This is a genomic window from Streptomyces aquilus (genome assembly GCF_003955715.1).
Lineage (GTDB): Bacteria > Actinomycetota > Actinomycetes > Streptomycetales > Streptomycetaceae > Streptomyces > Streptomyces aquilus.
Genome location: NZ_CP034463.1, coordinates 7974533 through 7998578, shown reverse-complemented (window position 1 = coordinate 7998578; position 24046 = coordinate 7974533). Strand labels below are relative to the sequence as shown.

The following is a 24046-nucleotide window of genomic DNA, read 5'->3' as shown; positions in this document are numbered from 1 at the left end:
TGCTCACGGCGACAGCAACCGGTTTCCGTCCGGGGAGTACCGCGTATGCCCATCGGCCCGATCCGTCTCACCGACCGCGCGTCGAGCGCGCTGCGCCCGGCGACCGCCGCCCGCGTCACCGGCGGCTTCTGGGCCGAGCGGCGCAGGACCAACGCCGAGGTGAGCATCCCGCAGGGCCCGGCCCGGCTGGAGTCGGCCGGGAACCTGGCCAACCTGCGGGCCGCCGCCGTGGGCAAGGGCACCTTCACGGGGGACTTCCCGTTCCAGGACTCGGACGTCCACAAGTGGCTGGAGGCGGCGTCCTGGCAGCTGGCCGACGCTCCGGGCGACACCGAACTGGCCGCACAGGTCGCCGAGTTGACCGGTCTCCTCGCCGCCGCCCAGCAGGCCGACGGCTACCTCCAGACGTACTACCAGCTCGCCCACCCGGAGAAGCGCTGGCAGGAGCTGGGCTGGGGGCACGAGTTGTACTGCGCGGGCCATCTGATCCAGGCCGCGGTCGCCCACCACCGGGCGACGGGCCGCCGCGAACTCCTGGACGTGGCCGAGCGGTTCGCCGTACTCGTCGACTCGGTGTTCGGCGCGGACAAGGAGATCGACGGGGTGTGCGGGCACCCCGAGGTCGAGACCGCGCTGGTGGAGCTGTACCGGGAGACCGGGGAGCGGCGCTGGCTGGAGCTCGCCGGGTACTTCGTGGACCGGCGCGGGCACGGGCTGCTCGACGCCGACGTCAACCCGCATCTGGGCAAGGCCTATTGGCAGGACCACACACCGGTGCGCGCGGCCACGTCCGTCACCGGGCACGCCGTACGGCAGTTGTACCTGCTGGCGGCCGTGACGGACCTGGCCGCGGAGACCGGCGACGGTGAACTGCGGGCCACCGCCGAACGGTTGTGGGACGCGATGGTGTCGTCGAAGACGTATCTGACGGGCGGGCTCGGGGCCCGGCACGAGGGCGAGGCGTTCGGGGAGCCGTACGAACTGCCGCCGGACCGCGCCTACGCGGAGACCTGTGCGGCGATCGCGTCGATCCAGTGGTCGTGGCGGATGGCGCTGCTGACCGGCGAGGCGAAGTACTCCGACCTCGTGGAGCGCACGCTCTACAACGGTTTCCTGGCCGGTGTCGGCCTCGACGGCGACAGCTGGCTCTACGTAAACCCGCTCCAGGTCCGCGAGGAGTACGAAGGAGCCTTCGAGCCGGACAAGACGGCCCGCCGCACCCCGTGGTTCCGCTGCGCCTGCTGCCCGCCGAACGTCATGCGGCTGCTGGCCTCGCTCCCCCACTACCTGGCGAGCGGGACCACCGGGGACGCCGCGGGACTGCAACTGCACCAGTACGCGACCGGCGTGTACGAGGCCGGTGGCGGCCGGGTCCGGGTGGAGACCGCGTACCCGTGGCAAGGGCGGATCGCGGTGACCATCGAGGAGGCGCCCGCCGACGCCGACTGGACGCTGTCGCTGCGCATCCCGGCCTGGTGCACGGACTTCACCGCCTCGGCCCCCGACGGCGCGGCGCCCGCCGAGACCCACCCGGGCTGGCTGCGGCTGCGCCGCCGCTGGTCCCCCGGTGACACCCTCACCCTCGACCTGGAGCTGGACACCCGGCTGACCCGCCCCGACCCCTACGTGGACGCCGTACGGGGCTGTGTGGCCATCGAGCGCGGGCCGCTGGTGCACTGTCTGGAGGCCGTCGACCAGCCGCCCGGCGTCCGCTTCGAGGACCTCACCCTCCCCGACGACGCCCGCCTCGCCGCCCACCACGACCCCGGGCTGCTCGGCGGGGTCACCGTGGTCACGGCCGACGGACGGAGCCGGGGAGGCGAAGACGTCGTACCACTGACCGCAGTTCCGTACTACGCGTGGGCGAACCGGCGGCCAGGGGCGATGCGGGTGTGGATTCCACGGGAGTGACCTCCGGGGCCCACAGGGCCAGCTCGGCGTCGAGCGGGCCGTACGCGAGATGCGGCTCGCCGTCGCCGAAGATCCGCACCGGGTGCGTGGCGTCCCACGCCTGCCACCCAGGGTTCCCGTCCTTGACGAACCGCACCCACGCCCCGTGCATGGCGTCGCTCAGCTCCTGCGGCGCGCCGTCGCCCGCCAGCTTGGCCGACTCGGGGCTCTCCCCGGTGTCGAAGACGAACCCGAGTTCGAGGGCGTGGCAGGAGCCGAGGTCGGGGAGGTTCGAGGGCCAGGCGAACTCGTAGACATACGACGTGCCGGGGCGGGCGTCGGCCAGCCGGTGCAGCGGGATGCGCAGCAGGTGGTCGGTGACCATCTGGCCGACGATCTCGGCGGTCCCCGCGTCGGGGTGCAGGGCGCGGTAGCCGCGCGGCACCTCGTGGCCGGTGTGGCAGCGGGCCATGGCGCCGGCGAGGGCGACCGGGCCGAGCCGGTCGACGCGTTCCAGCAGGCCGCCGGGGACCAGCCAGAGCCGGTACTCGTCCCGGGTCCAGCCGGTCATCAGCTCGACGTCACGGGCCGCGTCGCCCTCGACCAGGGCGTCCAGGGGGTCGCGGGGGACGAGGTCGCCGTCGACGACGATGCCGAAGGCGGGACCGCCGAGCACCGGGCTGCTGAGCTTGCCGACCTCGGCCTGGGTGCGCAGCAGCAGCTCGCGGTCGACCTCGGCGAAGGCCGCTGCGGTGGCGGGGATCTTCAGCCGGGTCGCCATCCGGCGGACCATGCGCCGCACCTTGTCCCGGTCGGAGGCCTCGGGCGGGCCGCTCTGCAGGATCGCGCGCCGGACCAGGCCCTGGGCCTGCGGTGCGGCGAGCAGGGCGCCGGTGCTGATCGCGCCGGCCGACTGACCGGCCAGCGTGATGCGGGCGGGGTCGCCGCCGAACTCGGCCACCGACCGGTGGACCCACTCCAGGGCGGCGAGCTGGTCGCGCAGGCCGGGGTTGGCGGGGGCGTCGGGGAACAGTCCGTAGCCCTCCACCCCGAGCCGGTAGTTCACGGAGACGAAGACGACGCCGTCCCGGGCGAAGGCATGCCCGTCGTAGACCGGCACGGCCGAGGACCCCCTGGTCAGGGCGCCGCCGTGCAGCCACACCAGGACCGGGAGCCGGGCCCCGCGGCCCGGCTCCGGTGTCCACACGTTGAGGTTGAGGCAGTCGTCCCCGGGCACCACCGGGTCGGACAGGTACTGCGCGAAGGCCTCGGAGTACGGCGGTTTCGGGGCCGTCGGCCCGAAGGCGACGGCGTCCCGCACCCCGTCCCAGGGCTCGGGCGGCAGCGGCGGCCTGAACCGGCGTGCTCCGAAGGGCGGCGCCCCGTAGGGGATGCCCCGGAACACCGCCACACCCCGCTCGTACCGGCCGCGGACGGCCCCGTAGGGCGTCCTGACCACGGGGTTCGCCTGGTCTGCCGTCATGCGCCCACCAGCCCTTCGCCGCGCTCGTGCACCGGTAACACAAGAGCATCACAGCCCTGGCTCGTATTCCGGTGCACGGGCACTGGTGAGGGCCATTCGGTGGACGCGGCTGCCGCTTCGGCGGGTTCCGACTCATCTGTGAGTCAGGAGCAGTAAGCGCATTCCCTGTTTCGAAAGTCATGGAGCACCCAGCCATGCCAAGTCCGGCCTCCTCCGGACTTCATGGGCGACCTAGGGTAGTAAGCAGGACAGGAAGCGCTTACTGTTTTCCGCGCTGGTCGAAACTTTCCACGGCCCACGGGCGGGCCGGAGAGGCGGTTCCCGATGGTCCGTACGGGAGGTACGAGCGTGGCGGCCGGGCCGACCCTCGCGGTCGTGGCACGGGAGGCCGGGGTGTCCGTGCCCACCGCCTCCAAGGTCGTCAACGGCCGCGAGGACGTGGCGCCCGAGACGCGACGCCGGGTCACGGAGGCCCTGGACCGGCTGGGATATGTGCGCAGGCCCCGGTTCGACGCGACGAAGCCGCCCGGACTCGTCGACCTCGTCGTGCACTCGCTGGAGACGTCCTGGGCGGGCGCCGTGCTGCACGGGGTGGAGGAGGCGGCCCACGACGCGGGTCTGGAGGTGGTCGTCTCGGCGGGGCTCACTCGGACCCGGGGCGGCCGCCCCGAGCGGGGCTGGCTCGACAAGCTCACCGCCCGCGGCTCGTCCGGGGTGCTGTTCGATCTGGCCGAGCTGACGCCGTCCCAGTACGCGTGGCTGGAGCAGCACCGCATCCCGTTCGTGATGATCGACCCGGTGCTCGAACCGCCGCCGGGCGTGGTGTCGGTCGGGGCGGCGAACTGGCAGGGCGGGGTGAGCGCGACCGAGCATCTGCTGGGGCTGGGCCATGAGCGGATCGCGGTGATCGCCGGGCACCGGCGCAGGATGTGCAGCGGCGCGAGGGTGGCCGGCTACCGCTCGGCGCTCGCGTCGGCCGGCGTCCGGCAGCGTCCCGAGTACGTGCGGTACGCCGGTTTCGACGAGGGCGAGGCCCGCCGCCGCACACTGGAACTCCTCGACCTGCCCGAGCCGCCGACGGCCGTCTTCGTCTGCTCGGACCGGATGGCGCTGGGGGTGTACGAGGCACTCGCCGAGCGGGGCCTGCGGGTGCCGGACGACCTGAGCGTCGTCGGCTTCGACGACTTGCCGGAGGCCCGCTGGGCGAGCCCGGCCCTCACCACGATCCGCCAGCCACTGTCGGAGATGGCGGCGACGGCCACGCGGCTGCTGGTACGGATGATGGACGGCGAGCGGCCGGAGGGGACGCGGACGGAGTTGTCTACGCGGTTGGTGGAGCGGGGGAGTACGGGGCGGCCGCGGGGGTGACATCGGGGCCCCGTACGGGGCTTGGCGGCAGAGTGTTCAGCAGCCCTGAGTATTGGTGTGCACCGGCATGGTCACCTTTCCTACGTCGGGATTGGGATGCTCCCAGACGATCCAGCCGGTCGCCGCGACGCAGTAGTTCGCCGTGCCGGTCACACCAACAGGCCCTGCGTGGTAGGCATAGTGGCCGAAATCCGTGTCGGAAATGGTGGCGTCGCAGCCCTGCCCCTCACCCGATCTCTGTGAACATCGATAGATGGTGACCTCAGTACCGGCGTAGACACCATAGGAAGCACCGCGGTGGTAAAGGCACGCGCTGTTGGTGCCACCGTTGCTGCTGTTGTAGTAGATGACCAGCTCACCGATGACGGTGCTGCGGCCGATGATGTAGACCGGCTGGCTGTGGGTGATGGTGCCGGAGCAGGAAGTGGCAGCCTGCGCCGGGCCGGCGGCGAACAGGTTGATGCTCAGGAGTGCGGCCACGGCGGTGAGGATGGCCAGGGCACGGCGGGGGAAGAGCACGGGGTTCCCTCCATCACCTGGTGACGGTTCATCAAAATCCTTTTTCCTAAAGCCACTTGGCGTGGCCCTACGGTGCCGGCCAGACCGTCATGTCCACGTACAGGGAGCTCATCCCAGGCGTGTCCCACATGGCCGTCGACTTCAGCTGGATGACGAGCAGTGCGATGTCTCCGGAGGGATGCTTGACGCAGTACTCGGTACCGGCGGCGGCCGAGGCCAACGACCAGTCACGGAACCTGTCTTCTTTGGCGCCACCGAGGAACAGTTCGCAGTCCTCGAAGGTGGTGCCCGGGTCGCCGAACATCTGGACCATGTGGCTGGTGTCGCTCTCCAACGCGCAGCCGATTTTCTCGCAGTTGAGGCGGATGTCCCCCTTGCGGTCGTCCCGCGTGCCCGGCTTGTCCACATGGATGTACAAGGAGTTGTCCTCGTCCAGCCGCTGCTGTGGGTAGGCATGTGCTCGCGGCGGCCCGGACGCGCTCGGCGACGGACTCGAAGCGGGCTCCACGGAATCCTTGCCCGCCGAGCCCGCGTCGTCCGCCGACGACGATCCCGCCGACTCCCCGGACGCCGTCGCATCCGGTGTCGAAGAGGACGATGACGTCGTGTCCCGGTCCCTCGTGTCGTCCGCGTTCTGTCGGGACTGCCACACCAGCCCCGTGATCAGCAGCACGCCCGCCGTCACCGCGGCCGCCGTGCTCGCGGCGATGCGGCGGCGTCGGCGATGTCTCTCCGGCGTCACCGGGACCGTCGCCCGCACCGGTGCGATCAGTGGCTCCGGGTGGGCCGGCGCGATCAGAGGCTTGGTGGGCGCCGGGGTGCTCAGCTGCTGGGTGTGCGCCGGTGCGGGGGCGGAAGGCGGTCCCGGGATCGTCGGCTCGGGGCCCGTGATGTCCCGCCAGACCGTCGGCCCGGCGCCCGCGTCGGCCTGGGTGCCGAGTTGGCCGCGGCACCATTCGACGATCTCGGTCAGCGTGGCCCGTTGCGTCGGGTCGGGGGTCAGGCAGCGGGCCAGCAGCGACCGCAGGGGCTCGGGCAGGCGGGAGAGGTCGGGTGCGGAGTGGACGATGCGGTAGAGGACGGTGGCGGCGGGACCGTTGCCGTACAGGGGCTCGCCCAGGGCCGCGAACGCCGCCGTCTGGCCGAGCGCGAAGACGTCGGTGGCCGGCGTGATCTCCCCCGCGACGGCCTGTTCCGGCGCCATGAACTGCGGTGTGCCGATGGCCGCGGCGCCGGTCGCCGTGTACGCGGTGAGGTCGGCGGCCAGCGAGATGCCGAAGTCGATGACACGGGGGCCGTCGGCGGCGAGCAGCACGTTGGACGGCTTCAGGTCACGGTGCACGATCCCGGCGGCATGGATGGCCGCCAGCGCCTCGGCCACGCCCGCCATCAGCCACAGCACGGCCGGGACCGGCAGCGGACCACGCCGGTGCACGGCCTCCGCCAGCGAGGGTCCGGGGACGTAGAGCGTGGCGAGCCAGGGCGGGGCGCCGTCGGCGTCGGCGTCGATCAGTTCGGCGGTGTAGGCGCCCCGGACCCGCCGGGCGGCCTTGATCTCGCGGCCGAAGCGCCGCCGGAAGTCCGGGTCGTCGGCGAGTTCGGGGCGTACGACCTTGATCGCGACGGGTCGGCCGCCCGCGGTGTGGGAGAGGTACACCCGGCCCATGCCGCCGGCGCCGAGCCGGGCGGCGAGACGGTAGCCGGCGATCACGGGCGGATCGTCCACCTGGAGTGGCTGGAACACCTCAGCCGCGTCGTTCACCGGTCCCCCTGATCCCCTAGTCCCCAGGTCCCCAGCTCCCCTGGGCCCTCTGCTCCCCCGTCACGGCGGTGCGATCATCCGTGCGACAGCAGCAGCCTAAAGGGTTTTCTGTGACGGCACTCCTGCTCATCACCCGGAGCGGACGAGGCGGGGGCCCCAGCGCTCCCCCTCTTGCCGCACAGGTGTTCCATCACGGACCCGCCCCTGCGTAGCCTCGATCGCACGATGAACACGATTCCCGCACGCCTTGACCACCTCGTCCTCGCAACCCCCGACCTGGCGGCAACGGTCGCCGACTTCACCCGGCGTACGGGAGTGGCGCCCGCTCCCGGCGGGGTGCACATCGGCCGGGGCACCCGCAACTTCCTGGTGTCGCTGGGCGGCACCGCTTATCTGGAGATCATCGGCCCCGATCCGGAGCAACCCGAGCCCGTGGGGCCGCGCCCCTTCGACGTCGACGCCGTCAGCCGTGCGCGCACGGTCACCTGGGCGATCAGCCCGCCCGACCTGGACGCGGCGGTCACGACCGCCCGGTCCCGGGGATACGACCCCGGCGACATCCATCCCATGAGCCGCCGCACCCCGGACGGCACTCTCCTGGCGTGGCGGCTGACGGACGGCGACACCCAACACCCCTCCGGGCTCGTGCCGTTCCTCATCGACTGGGGCACCGCACGCCATCCGTCCGCCTCCGGCCTGCCCAGCACGCCGCTCCTGGCGGTCTCGGCGAGGGCCCCCGACCCGGACGAGATCCGCCGCCGGCTCGCCACTCTCGACACCGAACTCCCGGTCACCGAGGGCCCGGTGGGCCTCACCTTCACGGTGGACACCCCGCGCGGACCGGTCACCTTCGACTGACGGGGCATCAGCCCCCACGCCGGTGCCGAGTTCGAGAATGCGGCCCACGGGACGGCTCGCCGCGAGCACCGCCAGGAGGCTTCACCGTGCCCGCGTAATGCCCGCGCCATGTCCGATTCCTTCAAGACCACACCCCTGCGCGCTGCCTACGGTGGCCGCATGACTCCACGATTCGACGCCATCGGCCTGATCGTCTCCGACATGGCCGCCTCGGTCGCCTTCTACCGCCGCCTCGGGTTCACCTTCCCGGAGGGCGCGGCGGACGAACCGCACGTCGAGGCCCAACTTCCGGGCGGGCTGCGCCTGTTGCTCGACACCGAGGCGACGGTCCGCTCCTTCCACGCGGGCTGGCGGCCGCCGGCCGGAGGCGACAGCCGCACCGCCCTCGCCCTGCGCTGCGACAGCCCGGCCGAGGTGGACACGGTGTACGAGGAGATGGTGAACGCCGGTCACCACGGCGAGCTCAAGCCCTGGGACGCCTTCTGGGGCCAGCGCTACGCGACCCTGCACGACCCGGACGGCAACGGCGTCGACCTGTTCGCCCCGCTACCGCCGGCCCAGTAGCTCCCCGAGCGGCAGGCCCGCCAACTCCCGTACGTCCCGGGCGAGATGAGCCTGGTCGGCGTACCCGGCACGGGCCGCCGTCTCGGCGTACGGCACCCCGCGCCGGGCGAGCCGCAAGGCCCGCTGGAGCCGCAGCACTCGGCCCAGGGTCTTGGGCCCGTACCCGAACGCGGCGAGGCATCGCCGGTGCAACTGGCGGGCCCCGAGGCCGAGTCGGTCGGCGGTGGCGGCGACGGGCCGGCCCGCGCCGAGGGCGTTCACGACCTCCCCCAGCAACGGATCGGGAGCGTCGGCGTCGGCTGCCAGCCGCAGAGCCGCCTCTTCGAGCCCGTGCGCGGGATCGGCGGCGGCGTTCACCCGCGAGGTGAGCCACCGTACCCGGGCGGCGGGCCAGAGGTCGGCGAGCTCGACCCGCCGGTTGAGCACCTCGGGGGCGGGGACGCCGAGGAGGGTGGGCGCGGTGCCGGGGAAGAAGCGGACACCGGCCCAGGCACTCCGCTCACCCCCCGTGACGAACGCGCGCGTATCGGGACCGGCGACGAGCAGCCGCCCGTCGTGCCAGAGCAGATCCATACAGCCGTCGGGGAGAACACGGCCGGGCTGTAGCAGGGACGGGGTACTGGTCCACACAACGGAGCCGGGAAGCCGTCCAGTTCTCTCCGTGTACATGAGAACAAGGCTAGGGGCCACGCCCTCGACGGGCGCGGGTCCGTGTCGATCTGCGGCTCCGCCGCGTGGGCGCGACCACCCCCGCCGGCCCGCACCCGACAACGGCCCCTGCGCGCCCTACACCCCCCTCCCCCGATGCTCCTGCGGACTCACCCCGTACACCCTCTTGAACGCACTCGACAAAGCGAACGCGCTCCCGTACCCCACCTGCCGGGCGATCGCCTCCAGCGTCGCGTCCCCCTCCCGCAGCCGGTCCGCCGCCAACGCCAGCCGCCATCCCGTCAGATACGTCATCGGCGGCTCCCCCACCAGCTCCGTGAACCGCCGCCCCAGCGCCGCCCGCGACACCCCCGCCTTCGCCGCGAGCGACGCGACCGTCCACGGATGGGCGGGGTCGTCCTGGAGGAGCCGCAGGACCCGGCCCACGACAGGGTCCGCCAGCGCCCGGTACCAGCCGGGTGCCGCCGCCTCCGGGCGGGCGAACCAGGCGCGCAGCGCGGCGATGACGAGCAGGTCGAGGAGGCGGTCCAGGACGACTTCCTGGCCGGGTTCGTCGCGGACGATCTCCGTCATGAGGAGCCGCGTGAGCGGGCAGTCCCACACCTCCGGGGTGAGCGTCAGCAGCGGCGGCAGCGCGTCCAGCAGGCGCCCGCTGACCTCGCCCTGCCACAGATACGTGCCGATCAGCATCACGGCCGACCCGTCGAGCCGGTCGCCCCAGGTGCGGACGCCGAGGTCCATGACGCCGTTGAGCGAGCGCCCGTCGGGGTAGCGGCACTCCCCACCCGGCAGGATCAGCGCCTGCGGCTCGGTGCCGGGGTCGTCGGCGCAGGTGTACGGGTCGGGGCCGCGGGCGATGGCGAGGTCGCCGGCACGCAGCCGGACCCTCTCCCGGCCTTCGGCCGGGGGGAACCCCGTCTCGCTTCGCTCGCCCGCGTCCGGCATGACCCACGCCTCGCCGCGGACCATGAGCATGACGGTGAGCGGGGCGCGGTCCTCGACGCGCACGCTCCAGGGCGGTTCGAAGCATGCCCGGATCATGAAGGCGCCCCGCGCGCGGGGCCCTTCGAGAAGGCCTGCGAGAGCGTCCATGGCGTCAGCGTAGACGCCCGCGCATGGGAATGAGCCGTTCAGCGATGGGGTCCTGGCGGGCCCGGGCGTTGACTCGAGGACATGACGCAGAACGCGAAGAAGCACAACGCGAAGAACATGACAGTGGTGGTGACCGGCGCCTCGGGTCGTACGGGCAGCCGGGTGGCGACGGCGGTGCGGGCGGCCGGTCTCGAGGTGCGGGCCGCGTCCCGGGCCCGGGGCTTCGACTGGGAGGACCCGACGACCTGGGCCGGGACCCTGCGGGGCGCGGACGCGGCGTATCTCGTGTACCCGTCGGACGTGGGCGCCCCGGCGGCGACCGAGGGCGTCGGCGCGCTGGCACGGGAGGCCGTGGGGCTCGGGGTGCGGCGGCTGGTGCTGCTGTCGGCGCGGGGCGAGCGGCAGGCGGCGGCGACCGAGGAGGCGCTCAAGACGTCGGGGGCGGACTGGACCGTCGTACAGGCGTCGTGGTTCTCGCAGAACTTCAGCGAGGGGCCGCTGGTGGAGGAGGTGCGGCAGGGCGGGCTGACGCTCCCGGCGGGCGAGGTGCGGGAGCCGTTCATCGACGTGCGGGACATCGCGGACGTGGTGGCGACGGTGCTGGCGTCCGGGGAGCGGTACGTGGGGCGGTCGGTGGAGGTGACGGGGCCTCGGCTGCTGTCGTTCCGGGAGGCGGTCGCGGAGATCGGGGCGGCGACCGGGCGGGAGCTGACGTACACGCCGGTTCCCGCGCGCGCCTACGGGGAGGCGCTCACCGGGTTCGGGGTGCCCGCCGAGGAGGCGGAGTTCCTGGTGGAGGTGTTCGAGGGGCTGCTCGACGGGCGCAACGCGCGGGTGACGGACGGGGTGCGCGAGGTGCTGGGGCGGGCGCCGCGGGACTTCGCGGAGTTCGTACGGGAGTCCACGGCGGCCTGGGTGTAGCGGTTACGTACCGTCGGGCGACTTGTGCGGCGGGTGGGTGCTCTTCACATGGGTGCGCAGCCTGGACGTCACGTCCTCCGGCGGGAGGAAGCGGGACCACCGCTCGGGGAACTCGGACGGCATGTCCGGGTCGTCGGGGTCGTCCGGGTCGAGGTCCCGGTGGGCGGCGGCCCGGGCCACGTACCCGGCGACCTGCGCCTCGCGGACGCGTTCGTTGGCGGCGCGGGCCGCCGCGGTGGCGGCGGCCGGCCAGACGCGGTCGATGGCGGCGTTCACGGCGGCGCCGACGAGGACGGCGAAGGCGGAGACGCCGATCCAGAGCATGACGGCGACGGCGGCGGCGAGCGAGCCGTAGATCGAGGCGCCCTCGATGGTGTTGGTGAGGTAGATGCGCAGCAGGAAGCTGCCCAGCACCCACATGGCGAGGGCGACGAGGGAGCCGGGGACGTCCTCGATCCAGGGCGACCGCACGGGGACCGAGACGTGGTAGAGCGTGGTCAGGAAGGCGATGGACAGCACGATCACCACGGGCCAGTACAGGATCTGTACGAGCGTCGCCGACCAGGGCACGATCCGGACGACGGCGTCGGGGCCCGCGACCATCAGCGGCAGCGCGATCGAGCCGATGACCAGGGCGGCGAGGAAGAGCAGGAACGCCACCACGCGGGTCTTGACGATGCCGCGGACGCCGTCGAGGCCGTACATGACGGTGATGGTGTCGATGAAGACGTTCACCGCGCGCGAGCCGGACCACAGGGCGAAGAGGAAGCCTATCGAGATGACGTCGGGGCGGCCGCCCTTCATGACGTCGTCGAGGATCGGCTGGGCGATCTGCCGGACGCCCTTGTCGGAGAGGACCGTGCGGGAGGCCTCCAGGAGGTTGGCCTCCAGGCTGCTGATGGAGTCGGTGCCGGTCCAGTCGTCGACGTAGCCGAGCAGGCCGATCATGCTGAGGAGCAGCGGCGGCACGGACAGCAGGGTGAAGAAGGCGGCCTCGGCGGCGAGGCCGAGGATGCGGTACTCCATGCAGGAGTTGACGGTGTCCTTGAGCAGCAGCCAGGCGGTCCTGCGCTTGGAGACGTTCCGGTAGAGGGCACGCGCCCGGTGGAGACGGCCGGAGGGGGGCCGCTGAGGGGATTCACTTGCTGGCTGCACGACCTAACGGTATCCGCCGTACGAGGCTGTACTCATCCCCCACGGGCCCGCGGCCTCGGTGATTCAGGGCGTTTTCCTGTCATGTCCTCGTTGGTGGACGGTTCGACCACTCCTGTGAACCGCCTCCCGGGGCGGTAGGTTCGCAGGTATGGCAGGCAGCACCCACACCGTGACCAACCAGCCCCCGCCTCTGACCGGCTACGACGTCTTCACCGCCGACAAGGCCCTGACCGCGGCGGTGGAGCGGCATGTGGAACCCGGTGCCCTGGACGACGTGCGCGGTGAGCTGGAGGCCCTGGGCCGGGCCTCCGGGTCGGCGCAGCTCCAGGAATGGGCCGTACAGGCCAACGACAACCCGCCCCGTCTCAGGACCCACGACCGCTACGGCCACCGCGTCGACGAGGTCGAGTTCCACCCCGCCTGGCACCGCCTCCTCGGCAAGGGGGTCGCGGCCGGCCTCACCGCCGCCTGGAACCGCCCGGCGGGCCATGTGCGCCGCGCGGCCGCGTTCCTGGTCTGGACGCAGGTGGACGCCGGCAACCTCTGCCCCCTGTCGATGACCCACGCCGCCGTGCCCGCCCTGCGCCAGGAGCCCGTGCTCGCGGCGGAGTGGGAGCCCCGGCTGACGTCGATGATCTACGACCGCGAAGCGCGCCCGGCGCACCGCAAGGCCGGCGCCCTCTTCGGCATGGCGATGACGGAGAAGCAGGGCGGCAGCGACGTCCGCGCGAACACGACGACCGCGACGCCGCTCGCGGAGGAGGGGAGGTACGAGCTGACGGGGCACAAGTGGTTCTGCTCGGCGCCCATGTCCGACGGCTTCCTGGTGCTGGCCCAGGCCCCGGAAGGCCTCACCTGCCTCCTCCTGCCCCGCGTCCTGGAGGACGGCACGCGCAACACGTTCCGCATCCAGCGGCTGAAGGACAAGCTCGGCAACCGGTCCAACGCCTCGGCGGAAGTGGAGTTCGACGGGACCTGGGCGCGCCGGGTGGGCGAGGAGGGGCGCGGGGTGCGGACCATCATCGAGATGGTCGCGGCGACCCGGCTCGACTGCGTCCTCGGCTCGGCTGGTCTGATGCGGCAGGCCGTGGCGCAGGCGGTCCACCACTGCACGCACCGCGCGGCGTTCGGCGGAAAGCTGGTCGACAAGCCGCTGATGCGCAACGTTCTGGCCGACCTCGCGGTGGAGTCCGAGGCGGCGACCACGCTCGCGCTGCGCCTGGCGGCCGCGTACGACGACGGCGGCGAGCAGGAGCGGGCGTTCCTGCGGATCGCGGTGCCGGCCGCCAAGTACTGGGTGACGAAGCGCTGCGCCCCGCTGGTCGTGGAGGCCGCCGAGTGCCTGGGCGGCAACGGCTATGTGGAGGACTCCGGCCTCCCCCGCCTGGTCCGCGAGTCCCCGCTCAACTCCGTCTGGGAGGGCGCGGGCAACGTCCAGGCCCTGGATGTCCTCCGAGCATTGCAACGCGAACCGGCGGCCTTCAACGCCTACCTCCAGGAGATCGGCACGTCCCGGGGCGCCGACCACCGCCTGGACGCGGCGATCAAGGACCTCCTGACGGACCTGGCGGACCTGGACGGCATCGAGTCCAGGGCAAGGCGCCTGACGGAGCGGCTGGCACTGGTCCTCCAGGGCTCGCTCCTGGTCCGTTTCGCGCCGTCCGAGGTCGCGGACGCGTTCTGCGCGTCAAGGCTGGGCGGGGACGCAGGCGCAACGTTCGGCACCTTGCCGTCGACGCTGGACCTGGCGTCGGTGGTAGACCGAGCCCGACCGGTCAACTGACCTCGGGGCGACGTACCCAGGGGCGCGGGGAACTGCGCGACAAGCCCCCACCGGCCCGCACACGCCGACGGACCCGAACCAGGCACCCCGTCCCGCGAAAAACCGCCAAACCGCCAACCCGCCGGACGGCAAGGGGTGGTGCTGCGCCGACACGGCACCACCCCCGCCTTGGCCCGTTCGAGGCCGCGAACGCCGCTCGGGACGGCGTCGCTCAAGTTTCAATCAGCTGCGCCCGGTTCACCAGGGTTGCAGGGGGTTGCAACTTGCTGCTGTCTGTGGCCGGACTGTATCCCTCCGCGACGGGCGAACGGCACTATGAGACGAACAGTCAGGACGGACATCCAGGCCGTGGCCGAAAGCCGAGGGGAAACCGGTTGTCCGCAGCCCCTCCGGGAGGACCAGTGGCGCTCTCGCCGACGGATGTCACCCAGCTGGCCGCCGTGGACTCGGCACGGGCGGCACGGCTGCTGAGCGACGTCCGCTCCGCCACGCTCTCCGGTCAGCGCGCGCCGGTGGCCCCCCGCCCGGTGATCGAGCAGTCGTGGGGCCGGATGCTGCGCGGCGGCGTCGATCCCGACCACGACTTCCGCACCGGGCTGCTGCCCCGGGAGGAGGTGCAGCGGCGCCGGGAGAGCTCGGAGCTGCGGCATGTCCTGCCGGTGCTGCGCGAGGGGTTGCTGTCGGTCGCGGACGTCGCCCACCACATCATGGTGGTCGCCGACGAGGAGGGCCGGGTGCTGTGGCGGGAGGGCAGTTCGCCGGTGCTGCGCAAGGCCGACGGGACCGGGTTCGAGCTCGGTGCCGACTGGCGGGAGGGCGTCGTCGGCACGAACGGCATCGGCACACCGGTGGTGGCGCGCCGGCCGGTGCAGGTGTTCGCCTCGGAGCACTTCGTGCGCTCACAGACCTCGTGGACCTGTACCGGGGCGCCGATCACCGACCCGCGAAACGGCCGGCTGCTCGGCGTCGTGGACGTGAGCGGGCCGCTGGAGACGATGCATCCGGCCACCCTCGCGTGGGTCGACTCGGTGGCCAAGCTCGCCGAGTCCCGGCTGCGCGAGCTGCACCAGTCCTCGCTGGAGCAACTGCGCGCGGTGGCGGCGCCGGTGCTGGCGCGGCTCGGCGGCCGGGCCGTGGTGGTGGACCGGGACGGCTGGACGGCCGCGGTGGCGGGGATGCCGTACCAGGGCCGGGTCGCGTTGCCCAAGTCGCCGCCGGCGGGCCAGCGGTGGCTGCCGACGCTGGGGCTGTGCACGGTGGAGCCGCTGGCCGGGGGGTGGTTGATCCGGGCGTCCGACGAGCCGTTGCCGCGCAGCGCCACCCGGATCGTGCTCGATCTGTCGCTGCCGCGCCGCTGGTCGATGACGGTGTCCGGGGACGCCGGCACCTGGAGTCATGAACTGAGCCCACGGCACGCGGAGTTGCTGTATCTGTTGGCACTGCACCGCAGCGGGCGCAGTGCGGCGGGGCTGGCCGAGGACCTGTTCGGCGATCCGGGGCGTACGGTGACGGTGCGGGCCGAGATGTCGCGGGTGCGCCGGTATCTCGGGGGATTTCTGGAGCATCGGCCGTATCGTTTCTGCGAGGACGCGGAGATCGAGGTGCTGCTCCCCGACGACCCGCGTGACCTGCTGCCGCACTCCACGGCCCCGGCGGTGGTCGACGAACGGCTGTCCCGCCAAGCCCCTTGAGAACACCGGCCGGTACACCGGCCGGTACCTCCGCCGGTACAGCAGCCGGTACACCCAAGAAGCGGCATCTTCCGCATATTTGCAAGGTCTTCGTCCCCGGCACGCCCTCACTGCCGTAGCATCCCTCTACGGGCCACCCCACCTGCTCCTCGGTCAACGTACGGATCACCAGGCGCAGTTGGCCCGCCTCGGGAGGTACGACATGATGCATCGCGGGAGACACCGCAGGCGGAAGCGGGGCAAAGCGCTGCGCGCGTTCCTGGCCGGGACCGCCCTCGCTCTCACCGCCGCGGCCACCATGATCAGCGCCTCGCAGGCCACCGTCGCCGCCGATCCGGGCGCACTCAAGCCGCTGGCCACCGCCGCCGAGACCGACGCCTTGCGGCTGCACGAGCAGCTGGAGCCGCGGTCCACTCTCGACCGGCTCGCCTCCGCGATGGGGCGGCCGGAGGGTGTCGGTGCCGTCCTCGCCGACGCCGACCACTCCCTGCGCGCCGCGGCGGACTGCGCTCCGGCCGAGCGCAAGGCCCTGCCCGTCGAGCCCGCGGCCACCCGCGCCTACTGCTGGGGCGCCGCCGACACCCGCTCCTGGCGGCCCGGCGCGGTCACCACCTCGGGCGACGCCGACGACGACGGCCTGTGGGGGCAGAACCGGGTGATCCTCTCCGCCTGGAGCCAGGGCGCCCAGAACCTGGCCCGGGTCGCGTTCATCGACGCGAACGACATCGACCGCCTCACCTACACCTGGGTGCTGCTCGCCGTCCCCACCGACGGCGGCCGCGACTTCCGCGCGCTCGACTCCCAGGTCTCCGGCATGGTCTGGTACCAGGACAAACTGCTGGTCACCGCGGCCGACGGGCTGTACGTGTACGACATGAACCGCGTCCAGCGCGCCACCACGAACGCCTCCGCGGTCGGCCGGGTGCCCGGCGGCTGGGCGGCGCACGGCAACCGCTGGGTGCTGCCCGCCGTCGGCAGCTACCGCGCCGACGCCACGCACCCCGACTACCTCTCCCTGGACCGCAGCACCTCCCCCGACAGCCTGGTGGCGAGCGACTGGGTCTCCACGGACAGCGACCGCGACGTCCGGCTGTGGCGGTACGACCTCAGCTCGTCCTCCGACCGCTCCGGCCTGCTCACCACCGACCCGGCCGGGTACACCCCCGTCGACGAGGCGTACGAGACGCGCACCCCCGGCGTCGGGGCCGTGCTGTCGTACCGCTCGGAGTGGTACCTGGGCCGTACGTCGGACGACCAGGACGGCCGCGGGACGCTGTGGCGCCAGGACGCGACCGGCGCCCGCGCCACCCGCTGCGGCACCGACGAGACGACCCGCTGCTGGAGCGGCGAGGCGGAGTCCCTGTCCTACTGGGAGGCGACCGGCGAGGTCTGGTCCCAGTCGGGCCGCATGCTGTTCGCACTACCGCTGAGCACGATCGACAGGTCGCTGCGGTAGATCGTCGAGCCCGGGTGGATCGACAGATCGCCGGGCCTCGGCGGCAGACCGACGGGGCCCGCGGCGGATCGCCAGTGACAGGGGTGCACCGACAGGTCCCTGCGGCAGATCGCCGAGGCCCGGGGCAGGTCGGCGGCTCTCTGCGGCACATCCGGCGGGGCCCGGCGGACCAGCGGGTCTCGGCGATACATAGGCAGGCCCTCGCCCCAGACCGTCGAGGCCCCGCAGTAGATCGTCGGCGCCCGGGGTGGATCGACAGATCGGCGGGGCGGATGGTTGCCTGGGGGGCATGCCCAACATCCCCGTGACCACCTGGTCCCTTGAGCAGACCGCCCCGACCGACCTCCTCCCGGCCGCCGCGCCGGACGGCGATGTCCGGATCGTCCGCGCCGAGGTGCCCTCCCCCGAGTTCAGCCGTTTCCTCTACGCCTCCGTCGGCGGCGACATCCGCTGGATCGACCGGCTGGGCTGGACCTACGCCCAGTGGGAGGAGCACCTGAACCGACCGGGCGTGGAGACCTGGGTGGCCTACGACCGGGGCACGCCCGCGGGGTACGTGGAGCTGGAGCCGCAGGACGACGGGGTCGTGGAGATCGTCTACTTCGGGCTGATCCCGGGCTTCCGGGGCCGGCGGATCGGCGGCCATCTGTTGTCGTACGGCGCCGCGCGCGCCTGGGACCTGGCGGACCGCTGGCCGGGGCTGACCGACACCAAGCGGGTGTGGCTGCACACGTGCAGCCTGGACGGCGAGCACGCGATGGCCAACTACCAGCGCCGGGGCTTCACGCTCTTCGACACCAAGGTCGAGGAGCAGCCGCAGGTGACCGCGCCGGGCCCCTGGCCGGGGGCACACCCCGCCTGACCTCGGCCGCCCGCTCCGCGGCATAGCGCGGCTGACCTGCGCGGACAAGACCTCCCGCGGCGCATGTGATCGACGCCACCCTTGTCTCACCCTACGAGACAAGGGTGTCCGCATGATGGACGAAGCTGGACTGTGTCCAGATCGCCGTGACACGCTTCCGTCATGTCTGGAACTGGAATTGCCTTGGTGAGTCGGCGGCACGTCGACCTCGGCCGCATGTCCAGCGCCATCTGTCCGGCGCGCTGACGAGCCGCAGCCGCCCGACGCCTCCTGACTCTCTGCCTCCCCCTGCGCAATGCCGCGCACGTATTTCCATGCGCCTGTACGCGCAGGTCAGAGCCGCATTCCCGCCTGTCCCGAAGGACGTAACAACCATGGCCGCCACCCCGCAGAACCCTGCCGCCGCGACTCCCCGCCGCAAGGTGAGCCGTCACCGCGGTGAGGGTCAGTGGGCCGCGGGGCACCACACCCCGCTGAACGGCAACGAGCAGTTCAAGAAGGACGACGACGGTCTCAATGTGCGGACACGCATTGAGACGATCTACTCCAAGCGCGGGTTCGACTCGATCGACCCCAACGACCTGCGCGGCCGGATGCGCTGGTGGGGGCTCTACACCCAGCGCAAGCCCGGGATCGACGGCGGCAAGACCGCGATCCTGGAGCCGGAGGAGCTGGACGACAAGTACTTCATGCTGCGGGTGCGGATCGACGGCGGACGCCTCACCACCCAGCAGCTGCGGGTGATCGGCGAGATCTCGCAGGAGTTCGCGCGGGGCAGCGCGGACATCACCGACCGGCAGAACATCCAGCTGCACTGGATCCGCATCGAGGACGTCCCGGAGATCTGGAACCGCCTGGAGGCGGTCGGGCTCTCCACGACCGAGGCCTGCGGTGACACCCCGCGCGTGATCATCGGCTCACCCGTCGCCGGGATCGCCGAGGACGAGATCATCGACGGCACCCGGGCCATCGACGAGATCCACGAGCGCTACATCGGCAGCAAGGAGTTCTCCAACCTGCCGCGCAAGTTCAAGACGGCGATCTCCGGCTCCCCGCTGCTGGACGTGGTCCACGAGATCAACGACATCGCCTTCGTCGGCGTCGAGCACCCCGAACACGGCCCCGGCTTCGACCTGTGGGTCGGCGGCGGCCTCTCCACCAACCCCAAGCTGGGCGTCCGGCTCGGCGCCTGGGTGCCGCTGGAGGAGGTCCCGGAGGTGTGGGCCGGTGTGGTCGGCATCTTCCGCGACTGGGGCTACCGCCGGCTGCGCACCCGCGCCCGGCTGAAGTTCCTCGTCGCCGACTGGGGCCCGGAGAAGTTCCGCCAGGTCCTGGAGGACGACTACCTGGGGCGCAAGCTGGTCGACGGCCCCGCCCCCGCCGAGCCCTCGGGCCGCTGGCGTGACCACGTCGGTGTGCACCGGCAGAAGGACGGCCGCTACTACGTCGGCTTCGCGCCGCGCGTCGGCCGGGTCGACGGCGCGACCCTCACGAAGATCGCCGAGGCCGCCGAGGCCCACGGCTCGGGCCGGGTCCGGACGACCGTCGAGCAGAAGATGATCATCCTCGATGTCGAGGAGGCGCAGGTAGAGCCGCTGGTCGAGGCGCTGGACGCGCTGGACCTGACGGCCAAGCCCTCCTCCTTCCGGCGCGGCACCATGGCCTGCACCGGCATCGAGTACTGCAAGCTCGCCATCGTCGAGACCAAGGCGCGCGGCGCCGCGCTGATCGACGAACTGGAGCGCCGTATCCCGGACTTCGACGAGCCGCTCACCATCAACCTCAACGGCTGCCCGAACGCCTGCGCCCGTATCCAGGTGGCGGACATCGGTCTCAAGGGCCAGCTGGTCCTCAACGACCGGGGCGAGCAGGTCGAGGGCTACCAGGTGCACCTGGGTGGCGCGCTGGGTCTGGAGGCCGGTTTCGGCCGCAAGGTCCGTGGCCTGAAGGTCACCTCCGAGGAACTGCCCGACTACGTCGAGCGGGTCCTGAAGCGGTTCCAGGCCGAGCGCGAGGAGGGCGAGCGGTTCGCCGCCTGGGCCTCGCGTGCCTCGGAGGAGGCGCTGTCGTGAGCGTCGGCGAACGACAGCGAAAGGAGGGGCCATGAGCGAGCGGGCCGCCCCCTTCTACTGCCCCTACTGCGGCGACGAGGACCTGCGCCCGTCCGAGCAGGGTCACGGCGCGTGGGAATGCGCGGCGTGCAACCGCGCATTCCAGCTGAAGTTCCTCGGGCTGCTCGCCCGGGGCCTTCAGACCGACGACGCAGGGGGAGACGAGACATGACCGCGGTTCAGGAAGACCGTACGACCGACGAGCTCAAGGCCCTCGCCGAGCAGGCGGGCCGTGACCTGGAGGACGCCTCCGCCCTGGAGATCCTCCAGTGGGCGGTCGACACCTTCGGCAAGCGCTTCTGCGTGACCTCCTCGATGGAGGACGCGGTCGTCGCCCATCTCGCGTCCCGCGCGATGAAGGGTGTCGACGTCGTCTTCCTCGACACCGGTTACCACTTCGAGGAGACCATCGGCACCCGGGACGCGGTCGAGGCCGTGATGGACGTCAACGTCATCACGCTGACCCCGCGTCAGACGGTCGCCGAGCAGGACGCGCAGTACGGCCCCAAGCTGCACGACCGCGACCCGGACCTGTGCTGCAAGCTGCGCAAGGTCCAGCCCCTGGAGCAGGGCCTGACGAACTACCTGGCCTGGGCGACCGGCCTGCGCCGCGACGAGTCCCCGACCCGGGCGAACACCCCGGTCGTCGGCTGGGACGAGAAGCGGCAGAAGGTCAAGATCTCCCCGATCGCCCGCTGGACCCAGGACGACGTGGACGCGTACGTCGCCGAGCACGGCGTCCTCACCAACCCGCTGCTGATGGACGGTTACGCCTCCGTCGGCTGCGCCCCCTGCACCCGCCGGGTGCTGGAGGGCGAGGACGCGCGCGCCGGCCGCTGGGCCGGACGCGGCAAGACCGAGTGCGGGCTGCACGGATGACGACGACAACTCAGGAGAACCAAGTGACGACCGGAGCCACCGTCTGGCTCACGGGTCTGCCGAGTGCCGGCAAGACCACCATCGCGTACGAGCTGGCCGGCCGGCTGCGCGAGGAGGGCCACCTCGTCGAGGTGCTCGACGGCGACGAGATCCGCGAGTTCATCTCCGCGGGCCTCGGCTTCAGCCGCGAGGACCGGCACACCAACGTGCAGCGCATCGGCTTCCTCGCCGAGCTGCTCGCCCGCAACGGCGTCAAGGCGCTTGTCCCGGTGATCGCGCCGTACGCGGACAGCCGTGACGCGGTGCGCAAGCGCCATCAGGAGGGCGGGGCCGCCTACATCGAGGTGCACGTGGCGACTCCGGTCGAGGTGTGCAGCGAGCGCGACGTGAAGGGGCTGTACGCCAAGCAGGCCGCGGGCGAGCTGACCGGGCTGACCGGCGTCGACGACCCGTACGAGGCGCCCGAGTCGCCCGATCTGCGGATCGAGTCGCAGAACCAGACCGTCCAGGAATCCGCGGCCGCGGTCCACGCGCTGCTCACCGAGAGGGGACTGGCATGACGACGACCGTCGCGGCGGTGACGGAGGGCACCCAAGCTCCGTACGCCCTCTCGCACTTGGACGCGCTGGAGTCCGAGGCCGTGCACATCTTCCGTGAGGTGGCGGGTGAGTTCGAGCGGCCGGTGATCCTCTTCTCCGGCGGCAAGGACTCCATCGTCATGCTGCACCTGGCGCTGAAGGCGTTCGCCCCGGCGGCGATCCCGTTCTCGCTGCTGCACGTGGACACCGGGCACAACTTCCCCGAGGTCCTGGAGTACCGGGACCGCACCGTGGCCCAGCACGGGCTGCGGCTGCATGTCGCCTCCGTGCAGGACTACATCGACCGCGGTGTGCTCAAGGAGCGTCCGGACGGCACCCGTAACCCGCTCCAGACGCTGCCGCTGACCGAGAAGATCCAGGCGGAGAAGTTCGACGCGGTCTTCGGCGGCGGGCGACGGGACGAGGAGAAGGCGCGCGCGAAGGAGCGGGTGTTCTCGCTGCGGGACGAGTTCTCGCAGTGGGACCCGCGCCGGCAGCGGCCCGAGCTGTGGAACCTGTACAACGGGCGGCACGCCCCCGGCGAGCACGTCCGCGTCTTCCCGCTGTCCAACTGGACCGAGCTGGACGTCTGGCAGTACATCGCCCGCGAGGGCATCGAGCTGCCGGAGATCTACTTCGCGCACGAGCGTGAGGTGTTCCAGCGGGCCGGCATGTGGCTGACGGCCGGCGAGTGGGGCGGCCCGAAGGAGAGCGAGACCGTCGAGAAGCGTCTCGTGCGCTACCGCACGGTCGGCGACATGTCCTGCACCGGCGCCGTGGACTCGGACGCCGTGACGCTGGAGCAGGTCATCACGGAGATCGCCGCCTCCCGGCTCACCGAGCGCGGCGCGACCCGCGCCGACGACAAGATGTCCGAGGCCGCGATGGAAGACCGTAAGCGCGAGGGGTACTTCTAAGCATGAGCACGACCACTTCCGAGGCGCTCTCGGAGACGACCCTGCTGCGGTTCGCGACCGCGGGCTCCGTCGACGACGGCAAGTCCACCCTCGTCGGCCGGCTGCTGCACGACTCCAAGTCGGTCCTCACCGACCAGCTGGAGGCGGTCGAGCGTGCCTCCGCGTCGCGTGGCCAGGAAGGCCCCGACCTCGCGCTCCTCACGGACGGTCTGCGGGCCGAGCGCGAGCAGGGCATCACCATCGACGTGGCCTACCGCTACTTCGCCACGGCCAAGCGGCGGTTCATCCTCGCCGACACCCCCGGCCATGTGCAGTACACCCGCAACATGGTGACGGGTGCCTCCACGGCCGAGCTGACGGTGATCCTCATCGACGCCCGCAACGGCGTCGTCGAGCAGACCCGGCGGCACGCGGCGCTCGCGGCCCTGCTTCGCGTCCCGCACGTGGTCCTCGCGGTCAACAAGATGGACCTCGTCGACTACCAGGAGTCCGTGTTCGCCGCGATCGCCGAGGAGTTCACGGCGTACGCGACCGAGCTGGGCGTCCCCGAGGTCACCGCGATCCCGATCTCGGCGCTCGCCGGTGACAACGTGGTGGAGCCGTCCGCCAACATGGACTGGTACGGCGGCCCGACCGTCCTGGAGCACCTGGAGACGGTCCCGGTCACCCACGACCTGAGCCACTGCCACGCGCGCCTGCCCGTGCAGTACGTCATCCGCCCGCAGACCGCCGAGCACCCCGACTACCGGGGGTACGCCGGTCAGATCGCCGCCGGTTCCTTCCGCGTCGGCGAGGCCGTCACGGTGCTGCCCTCGGGTCACGCCTCGAAGATCGCCGCCATCGACCTGCTCGGCGAGCCGGTCGACATCGCCTGGACCACCCAGTCGGTGACCGTCCTCCTGGAGGACGACATCGACATCTCGCGCGGCGACCTCATCGTGCCCAGCAAGGACGCGCCGCCGACCACCCAGGACATCGAGGCGACGGTGTGCCACGTGGCCGACGCCCCGCTGACCGTCGGCCACCGGGTGCTGCTCAAGCACGGCACCCGCACGGTCAAGGCGATCGTCAAGGACATCCCGTCCCGTCTCACGCTCGACGACCTGTCCCTGCACCCGCACCCGGGACAGCTCGTCGCCAACGACATCGGCCGCGTGAAGATCCGCACCGCGGAACCGCTGCCGGTGGACTCCTACGCCGACTCGCGGCGCACGGGCTCGTTCATCCTGATCGACCCCAGCGACGGCACCACGCTCACCGCGGGCATGGTCGGCGAGTCGTTCGCGTCCCCCGAGCCCGTCAAGGACGCGGCCGAGGACGACGGGTGGGACTTCTGACATGAACTCCACCGACTACTTCTCCACGTTCGCGAAGGAGGGCGGCCGCGTCGGCAGCGGCGACCTCGGCAGCGGACAGGGCGGAGTCGCGCGATGTGCGCGATGACGTACGCGCACCGCTTGCGCGCCCTGTCCCCCCACCCGACGTCCC

22 protein-coding genes are annotated in these 24046 nt (G+C 72.0%); 16 read left to right on the top strand and 6 right to left on the bottom strand.

Translation table 11 applies throughout. The features are described from left to right. Nucleotides 1-45 precede the first annotated feature (45 nt). Complete coding sequence (locus EJC51_RS36725) at nucleotides 46-1911, top strand: glycoside hydrolase family 127 protein (protein WP_126274987.1); 1866 nt, start codon at nucleotides 46-48, stop codon at nucleotides 1909-1911. On the opposite strand, the gene EJC51_RS36720 is transcribed toward EJC51_RS36725, so the two are convergent. Then, entirely contained in the window at nucleotides 1793-3373 is a 1581-nt protein-coding gene (locus tag EJC51_RS36720; protein ID WP_208870767.1) for a carboxylesterase/lipase family protein, read from the bottom strand. The two genes, EJC51_RS36725 and EJC51_RS36720, sit on opposite strands and share 119 nt — an antisense overlap. Nucleotides 3374-3697: 324 nt before the next feature. Here EJC51_RS36720 and EJC51_RS36715 point away from each other — a divergent pair, with 324 nt between their 5' ends. Continuing rightward, a complete protein-coding gene (locus EJC51_RS36715) occupies nucleotides 3698-4741 on the top strand; it encodes a LacI family DNA-binding transcriptional regulator (protein ID WP_126274986.1) in 1044 nt (347 codons plus the stop codon). A 36-nt stretch (nucleotides 4742-4777) separates the two neighbouring features. Here the strand turns inward: EJC51_RS36715 and EJC51_RS36710 are convergent, their stop codons facing one another. Both EJC51_RS36710 and EJC51_RS36705 read right to left on the bottom strand, forming a co-directional pair. Continuing rightward, on the bottom strand, nucleotides 4778-5260 hold the full coding sequence (locus EJC51_RS36710) for a hypothetical protein (RefSeq protein WP_208870766.1): 483 nt from the start codon (nucleotides 5258-5260) through the stop codon (nucleotides 4778-4780). 67 nt (nucleotides 5261-5327) lie between these two features. After that, nucleotides 5328-7022, bottom strand: coding sequence for a serine/threonine-protein kinase (locus tag EJC51_RS36705; RefSeq protein WP_207924820.1), 1695 nt, complete (start codon nucleotides 7020-7022; stop codon nucleotides 5328-5330). A 225-nt stretch (nucleotides 7023-7247) separates the two neighbouring features. On the opposite strand from EJC51_RS36705, the gene EJC51_RS36700 reads away from it, so the two are divergent. Further along, nucleotides 7248-7880 (top strand): VOC family protein, encoded by a 633-nt coding sequence (locus EJC51_RS36700; RefSeq protein WP_126274985.1) that lies wholly within the window; start codon nucleotides 7248-7250, stop codon nucleotides 7878-7880. A 159-nt stretch (nucleotides 7881-8039) separates the two neighbouring features. After that, nucleotides 8040-8444 (top strand): VOC family protein, encoded by a 405-nt coding sequence (locus EJC51_RS36695; RefSeq protein WP_208870765.1) that lies wholly within the window; start codon nucleotides 8040-8042, stop codon nucleotides 8442-8444. Here EJC51_RS36695 and EJC51_RS36690 read toward each other — a convergent pair. Then, nucleotides 8427-9113 (bottom strand): helix-turn-helix domain-containing protein, encoded by a 687-nt coding sequence (locus EJC51_RS36690; RefSeq protein WP_126274983.1) that lies wholly within the window; start codon nucleotides 9111-9113, stop codon nucleotides 8427-8429. The two genes, EJC51_RS36695 and EJC51_RS36690, sit on opposite strands and share 18 nt — an antisense overlap. 117 nt (nucleotides 9114-9230) lie before the next feature. Continuing rightward, nucleotides 9231-10205 carry an AraC family transcriptional regulator gene (locus EJC51_RS36685; RefSeq protein WP_126274982.1) on the bottom strand — a complete coding sequence of 325 codons (975 nt, stop codon included), beginning with the start codon at nucleotides 10203-10205 and terminating at the stop codon, nucleotides 9231-9233. 81 nt (nucleotides 10206-10286) lie between these two features. On the opposite strand from EJC51_RS36685, the gene EJC51_RS36680 reads away from it, so the two are divergent. Continuing rightward, complete coding sequence (locus EJC51_RS36680) at nucleotides 10287-11126, top strand: NmrA family NAD(P)-binding protein (protein WP_126274981.1); 840 nt, start codon at nucleotides 10287-10289, stop codon at nucleotides 11124-11126. 3 nt (nucleotides 11127-11129) lie between these two features. Here the strand turns inward: EJC51_RS36680 and EJC51_RS36675 are convergent, their stop codons facing one another. Further along, nucleotides 11130-12281 carry a YihY/virulence factor BrkB family protein gene (locus EJC51_RS36675; protein ID WP_126274980.1) on the bottom strand — a complete coding sequence of 384 codons (1152 nt, stop codon included), beginning with the start codon at nucleotides 12279-12281 and terminating at the stop codon, nucleotides 11130-11132. Between the two features lie 148 nt (nucleotides 12282-12429). Between EJC51_RS36675 and EJC51_RS36670 the strand changes: the two genes are divergently transcribed. The 11 genes from EJC51_RS36670 (at nucleotide 12430) to EJC51_RS36625 (ending at nucleotide 23895) form a co-directional block, all read left to right on the top strand. Next, a complete protein-coding gene (locus tag EJC51_RS36670; RefSeq protein ID WP_126274979.1) occupies nucleotides 12430-14064 on the top strand; it encodes an acyl-CoA dehydrogenase family protein in 1635 nt (544 codons plus the stop codon). 401 nt (nucleotides 14065-14465) lie between these two features. Continuing rightward, a complete protein-coding gene (locus EJC51_RS36665; RefSeq protein ID WP_126274978.1) occupies nucleotides 14466-15755 on the top strand; it encodes a GAF domain-containing protein in 1290 nt (429 codons plus the stop codon). A 202-nt stretch (nucleotides 15756-15957) separates the two neighbouring features. Continuing rightward, nucleotides 15958-17211, top strand: a complete 1254-nt coding sequence (locus EJC51_RS36660; protein ID WP_126274977.1) for a hypothetical protein — start codon at nucleotides 15958-15960, stop codon at nucleotides 17209-17211. Nucleotides 17212-17500: 289 nt separating this feature from the next. Then, complete coding sequence (locus EJC51_RS36655) at nucleotides 17501-18073, top strand: GNAT family N-acetyltransferase (RefSeq protein ID WP_126274976.1); 573 nt, start codon at nucleotides 17501-17503, stop codon at nucleotides 18071-18073. Between the two features lie 162 nt (nucleotides 18074-18235). Then, nucleotides 18236-18319: a putative leader peptide gene (locus EJC51_RS49425; RefSeq protein ID WP_310591794.1), complete on the top strand. Its 84-nt coding sequence runs from the start codon at nucleotides 18236-18238 to the stop codon at nucleotides 18317-18319. A gap of 128 nt (nucleotides 18320-18447) precedes the next feature. Further along, the gene (locus EJC51_RS36650) at nucleotides 18448-20145 is read left to right on the top strand and encodes a nitrite/sulfite reductase (protein WP_126274975.1); all 1698 of its coding nucleotides are present in this window, start codon (nucleotides 18448-18450) and stop codon (nucleotides 20143-20145) included. Between the two features lie 31 nt (nucleotides 20146-20176). Beyond that, on the top strand, nucleotides 20177-20356 hold the full coding sequence (locus EJC51_RS36645; protein ID WP_126274974.1) for a hypothetical protein: 180 nt from the start codon (nucleotides 20177-20179) through the stop codon (nucleotides 20354-20356). Then, a complete protein-coding gene (locus EJC51_RS36640; protein ID WP_126274973.1) occupies nucleotides 20353-21063 on the top strand; it encodes a phosphoadenylyl-sulfate reductase in 711 nt (236 codons plus the stop codon). The genes EJC51_RS36645 and EJC51_RS36640 overlap by 4 nt, the downstream gene beginning before the upstream one ends. Continuing rightward, nucleotides 21060-21623, top strand: coding sequence for an adenylyl-sulfate kinase (gene cysC / locus EJC51_RS36635; RefSeq protein WP_126274972.1), 564 nt, complete (start codon nucleotides 21060-21062; stop codon nucleotides 21621-21623). The genes EJC51_RS36640 and cysC overlap by 4 nt, the downstream gene beginning before the upstream one ends. Continuing rightward, nucleotides 21620-22558: a sulfate adenylyltransferase subunit CysD gene (cysD, locus tag EJC51_RS36630; RefSeq protein ID WP_126274971.1), complete on the top strand. Its 939-nt coding sequence runs from the start codon at nucleotides 21620-21622 to the stop codon at nucleotides 22556-22558. The genes cysC and cysD overlap by 4 nt, the downstream gene beginning before the upstream one ends. Before the next feature lie 2 nt (nucleotides 22559-22560). Next, a complete protein-coding gene (locus tag EJC51_RS36625; RefSeq protein WP_126274970.1) occupies nucleotides 22561-23895 on the top strand; it encodes a sulfate adenylyltransferase subunit 1 in 1335 nt (444 codons plus the stop codon). Nucleotides 23896-24046: the final 151 nt, after the last annotated feature.